Below are 5,951 nucleotides of genomic sequence, written 5' to 3'. Positions count from 1 at the left end.
TTATGCTCGATCTGCTCGATCTAGAGGTAAATTCCTTAATCCTTCCACTAGTACAAAAGGTTTACTTGTCCCGATCGAATAAAAAGTGGGATGCTCCCCTTGAGGAATGCTCCGACATAGAAATAGATCGGCATTAGATAGTCGATCGCAAGCCCAATTAAATTTATCTAAATTACCTGTTGGATTTGCAAGTATAAATTCAATCTCATCTAAATCTTCATAATGAAAATGTCGCTCTAGTCGATCTAAAAGAACTTTTGCTTCAGTTGCTAATTTCTGACGATCGAGATCCATCGCAACAATTGCACCTTCGATTACAGCATTAACTACTTCTGGTATGGGGTATTGTCCTATAGCCTCCCACTCTTGAATACCAGTGTCCCAATAACCCATACCTTTTGTAAGGATACCTAGAAGAACAAAATGCTGTGGAGTATTATCTGGCAATATAGATATTGATGAGTATTTTAAAACACGAATAATTGATTCTAAGAATAATCGATCGGTGCTTTTGTTTTGTTGCTCGGATTTTAATTTCCCCAGCTTTACTTTTGCATCTGAAATCAATCGCTCAAAATTTCTTATAAACGCCATAGGATCGTATAAATCGAACAGTATTCGTCTCGAAGTCTTACACAATTCTTTCTGTGTTACTTTTTGGCTCAAATGAGTACTTTTGTTTTCCAGTGTTCTTGATGACTCGATTAATTTTTTCGAGACAACTTCTCGTAAATTATCACTTTTTTTGACGGCAACCACTAGATCGAAACTTTTTTTCATCCGATGACAATTTTCGAGAGATGGCTGTTCTTGCAATAAAAATACGAAAGATTTAATTAAAAACTGTATTTTAAGATTGTCGATTCTAGGCCGAAGTGAAAATATATTTTTGCTTGGTGAAGAGCATTGCCTCTTCTGTTCAGCCTCAAGAATAATTTTATCAATTTGTTCTTCTATCTCATTTACATCGAAAACACATTCATTTCCAGATCCAAGCGAGAGCGTAATGGCAGCTAATCTTGTCCATGACTGAGAATGCAGAAGATAAGGTTGTGAGACAGTACCAATTAATTCAGGAGCATTTAAAGATAAGGAAAGTAATATATCCGCCGTTTTGAAAACAATCGATTGCGTAGGCGATTCTAAACCATTTTTCAGTCGTTCGATAACTTTTTTGACTAATTTAACTGGAGAATCGGTAGATTTTCTCAGTACTTCTACCGCAAACAAAATTTCGTTAAATTTATTTTCATCTTCATCCTCTACTTGTTGAAGTAAAAAATTGATAATAGTTTCTGCTTTACCTAAATCAGCCGCGAATAAAATAGATTCTCTCCATCTGTAATTTTGTTTTGCTTTCCGTAAGCACTGAGGGAAGTCATGAGCATTCTCTATATCTATGGCAAATAGAGTAGGCTCTCTCCACATATGATTTTGATTGACTTCTATTAACCATTGATAGAAGTTATTATCTTCCATCTCACAAGCATAACCTCCTGCTGCATATTCACCTATTGTGAGATGTAAGAAAACTATCACATCATCACACCCAATGTTGATGCGTTCTAAAATACGCCGCTGCTCCCAAAACAGTACCCCTTTTTTTGCTTGATTTTTTGCTTCTAATGATGGGACATTCAATTCATACTCCAATTTTTCGCCTACATTATTCCAAAGCTCTCTTTCTGAACATTGAGGATTATTGAGTAGTTCCCATCCTACTATCTCAATAATACGTTTTGCAGTTGGTTCTTCGAGTGAGATTGGGTCTTTATCCTGTAATAGTTGCTTGTAAGCAAGATCGATAATTTTCTCATATAGTTTTGCCCTGTTTTGAATTGGTTCGTCATGCTCTCGAAAGATCTGAATTAGGAATCCTAATAACAAAGGATTTTTAGCTGCAAGCGAGGTACTTTCACTAGTCTGAAGCCAACTCTTAAACTTGGCTTCATCAAATGAATCTCCCAATAATCGTTTGGCAAATTTTATAGTATCTGAATCTTCTAAGGGTAGTAGTTTTAGAAGTTGCCACCCAGGAAGATACTCTGGTTCAGAATCAATACGAGTTGTGACAATAATTCTAGTCGTAGATTGTCCATTTGCCCAATCCCGTAATTTTTCGGATATGACTGCTCGATTGTCGCCACATTCATCTAATCCATCAGCAAGTAGATAATCAGGTTTGCTCAGTGCAAACTGAGACTGTTCTAAACTAAGAGAAGAATTGCCAGCCGCAGCTCTCAAGATTGCATCTTCAAATTCGTTACTACCTAATAGCTTGCAAACAGAGGGAAGGCGGACTCGTAAAACTGTTTTTCCTAAGCTAGCTAAATGATGTGATAAATATTTGGTAAAAGTGCTTTTACCGCTACCTGGTTCACCTGCAACAATGCTCAAAGGGTAGAGTTCAGGAATAAATTTTGCGTTGAAAGGCTCTTGTTCCCCACTGTATTGTTTTGCTCGTAATGAAAGCCAATCGCTTTGCATTGAAAACTTTTCACGAATCCCTGGCACAATCAGATGAGAGGTGGTCTCTTGAAGCCATGTTCTGTAAATTTCCGAGATAACAGCCGGATTTTGTTTGTCACTGGCTAACTGAATAGACTCGTTACTCAATAATCTTGCCCATGCAGTGGCATCACGACGACCTCTGTTAGTAGTTAGATTTAACCCTTCTCCCCAAAATATTTTCCATGCTGTGCTGGCTTGATTTTGATTCTCCAAAACTTGCGGGAGCATTTTACAGGCAGATTCTGAGTTTTGTAAGCCATCATCCAGATCGAGGACACGAATTGAAAGTCGTCTAAACAGATCTGGCTCAGAAGAGATATTAGACTCAGAAAGTTTCTGCTGAAGCTCTTGAGTAATTGTTTTTAATCTATCTGTCCGTCCTTGTCCAAGTCGCTGGAGATCTTTTCGTAACTCTTCTCGAATAACTTTGCTGGCTGTCGAATCAGTCAAGAGAATGCCATAGAGTGAGGGATTTTCTTGAAGACCCTGAGCTAGTTTAACAATCGGTTCCCACAGCTTGTTTTTTTGTAAGCCATGTTTAGCTTGTAACTCTATAATGATCCCGTTTTGAAGCGTAATTGCAAGATCGTCTCCAGCTCCACCCGTCTCTACAGCAACAGAAACAGGTATATCGTCTGCTGTGTCAATCCAACCCAGCTTTTGCTGAGTCAAGATATGCACAGCAACATAGGCTGTTGCCCTCGCTTGATACTCATAGCCACCACCGCCACCGCTTCCACTCATTTACCGATTTTTATGTTCTCCTTTCATAAATTATGCACGATCGATAACAGGTGGAGATTATCAAGCTTCTGGCGAAAATCAGTAATCAAACTCAACCTTTCCAGGTGATTCCTCCGCTTCCCAGCCTTCTGATACATCGATCGATACATCCGATCGAACCACTGGAGGAAGTATCCTGAATTCGGCTGCTCCGAGCCATACACGGTCGAGATTTTGCTCGTTCTACACCAATTCTGCCAAAATCTTGGTAACTTCGCCTTGATGATGCCGCCTGTTGTCATCGTACCGCGTCAAAGTATTCAGATCCGCATGACGGCTCAATTTCTGCACCCTCCGCGTATCCCCATTCGTCGCATCCAAAGCCGCCGTAATCGCACTGTGTCGGACACGGTGTGGACTCATCACCTTGTATATCCCCGCTGCTGCACTCGTCTCTCTGACGAGATTATAGATCGCATTCCCGCTCAGTCGATGCCCCTTCGTCGCCCGATCGAGCGTACAAAATAACGGCTCGCTGGCTTTACATTTCCCCCGCAATTCCAACCACGCCTGAATCGCCTGTACCGACTGACGGCTGAGATCGATCGACTCCCGCTGCACCTTCCCCTTCCCAATAATCCACAACTTACTCCCCTGCGGATCGAAATCCTTGACATTCGCTTGACACAATTCCGCCCGCCTGAGCGCGTTATCCCACAATAACCGCAGGATCGCATAATCCCGTACCCCTTTAACAGTATCCCGATCGCACATCCCGATCGTCAACTGATACTCCGTCGGATTCACCCCCGAAGTATCCCGATAAGTCTCCACCCTTACCCCTTCCACATCCGCCAGATCGTAGTGACATTCCCCCACCTTCCGCGCATAACCCACCAAACTTTTAATCGCCGCCAGTCGGGTATTGATAGTAGATGGAGCCAATCCTTTATCTGTTAATATTCGGCGATACCTCAATACTAACGTCATCGCCTGATAGCGATCGAGTGCCAAAAATTCCCCGACTAAAGCGGGTGTCGGCGCAGCATTGGCTACCTGCATGAAAAAATCTACCAATGCTTTAGTATACGTCCGCCGCGTATTGGGCGACCTGCGATCGGCAATCAGTTCCTGAAGCAAGTCCCGCTGGGCGATATCTTGCAGGGATAGGGGTGATGCGGCGATGGTAGAGAGTAATGTCAAGGTAATAATCCACTGCGAGTAATCGGGTTGACCGTTATATTAACCGATGATGGTAATTATGGCGTTGTTCATTCCGACTCGCTTTTCTCGTGGAGAGACTGCGCCAAAGAATTTTCTTCAACTAAACATTGAATTATTTCGTCGATCGATATCCCCGTAAACTTTGATAGCTTTACCAGCTTACCAATTGGAGCGTTATCAGTCCATGCTCCAATCGTCACTCTATGGCTCGAACCCACTACCGATCGGATCATCCTTGCACTAGTACATCAATATACCGCGATCGCCAAACTCACTTTTTTTGCTCGAATCCTGACTTTCGATCGTCCCAGCGAGTAGTTTGGCGTTTGGCGATCGTACCTTACCCCTCAGCGTCTCAGTCTTCACTCGATTCCATAATATATGATACACGTTCGTTTATCGTTGTCAATTACAATTTACATCTGTTGCATTAGAAAATATTTCTAAAAGTGTCCTGATTACCACTCAAATGCTTCGGATAAGTATGTAGAAGTATTTTGGCAAGTGAATTATGATGAGAAATTTATCCACGAATATTATTTGCATTGGCTTTTTGTTCTGGGTAATGGCATCTTTACCAGTAAATAATCAATCTCATGCCGTTTCTATTCATTCTTCACAAAAAGAGGGAAAGGTTGCTGTTAAAGCCTTCATTAGAAAATCTAATAAAATCAGTAAGTTTTTATCATCCAATCAATCGATACTATCAGTAAATAATTACGCAAATTCTCCATCAGGCAAAGCATACAGCTATACATCAGTTAAGCTGCTAAATTCTAAAATAAATGTTATAAAAACAGATTCTTTAGTTACACCTTTTCTTGGATACCTAACAATTGAATACAAAGTGCAAGACAACAAACAATGCGGGGATATTGATAAAGAGAACGGCTACAGCACATACGATCGGGCTTTCGCCTACAAAGGAAAATGCTTAACAGAATCGGATTACTTTATTAGGGAAACAAAACTAACCTTCGCTTATCAAGACGATAAATGGATTTTCAAGGAGGCTATTCAAGTAAAAAATGATGGTGTAGTTGTAGAACCAGAACTTCCAGACTTTATCTTAGCAAATGCTTTTGGATATAGTAGAGACAGGCTCAAAGAAAATAGCGCATGGGAAAAACTAATTGATTAAGTTATAGCAATCTGTAAACTTCAGAAGTCGTTCCCAACTTGCGCGATCGCACAGTGCAAACTTAGAAAATATTTCCAAAAGTGTCCCGATCCATGTAGGGAACAAGTGAATATAGTAGAAATATCAATTACAACACCATGCAAGAACAAACATTATTTGAAAATAACAAAATTAAAGTAACGACATCACGGCTAGAAATAGAAAGAAAGACGGCGTTGCTGGATCGGGGTATGATTTACCGACCGCCGCTTAGGCGGCGCGCAAGCTTCGAGGGATATTTTCATCGATCGATTATCGCGATCGATTGAATATGGAATTGGCAGTTCATTAAATTTCAGATAATGAAGGAGTA

The 5,951-nt window shown here is 40.8% G+C and carries 4 protein-coding genes; 1 reads left to right on the top strand and 3 read right to left on the bottom strand.

What is annotated here, in order from left to right; translation table 11 throughout:
- From RMO52_RS22225 to RMO52_RS22215, 3 genes are all read right to left on the bottom strand, one after another.
- A complete protein-coding gene (locus RMO52_RS22225) occupies window positions 1-3,255 on the bottom strand; it encodes a hypothetical protein (protein WP_310418666.1) in 3,255 nt (1,084 codons plus the stop codon).
- Window positions 3,256-3,477: 222 nt separating this feature from the next.
- Window positions 3,478-4,437: a tyrosine-type recombinase/integrase gene (locus tag RMO52_RS22220; protein WP_310418662.1), complete on the bottom strand. Its 960-nt coding sequence runs from the start codon at window positions 4,435-4,437 to the stop codon at window positions 3,478-3,480.
- A 261-nt stretch (window positions 4,438-4,698) separates the two neighbouring features.
- Window positions 4,699-4,848, bottom strand: a complete 150-nt coding sequence (locus RMO52_RS22215) for a hypothetical protein (protein ID WP_309743557.1) — start codon at window positions 4,846-4,848, stop codon at window positions 4,699-4,701.
- 121 nt (window positions 4,849-4,969) lie between these two features.
- Here RMO52_RS22215 and RMO52_RS22210 point away from each other — a divergent pair, with 121 nt between their 5' ends.
- Window positions 4,970-5,599, top strand: a complete 630-nt coding sequence (locus tag RMO52_RS22210; protein WP_309743556.1) for a hypothetical protein — start codon at window positions 4,970-4,972, stop codon at window positions 5,597-5,599.
- The last annotated feature ends 352 nt before the right edge of the window (window positions 5,600-5,951 follow it).

Origin of the sequence: Chamaesiphon sp. OTE_8_metabat_110 (genome assembly GCF_031382685.1) — a bacterium.
GTDB lineage: Bacteria > Cyanobacteriota > Cyanobacteriia > Cyanobacteriales > Chamaesiphonaceae > Chamaesiphon.
The sequence above is the reverse complement of the archived record's forward strand: the minus strand, read 5'-3'. Positions and strand labels throughout refer to the sequence as shown.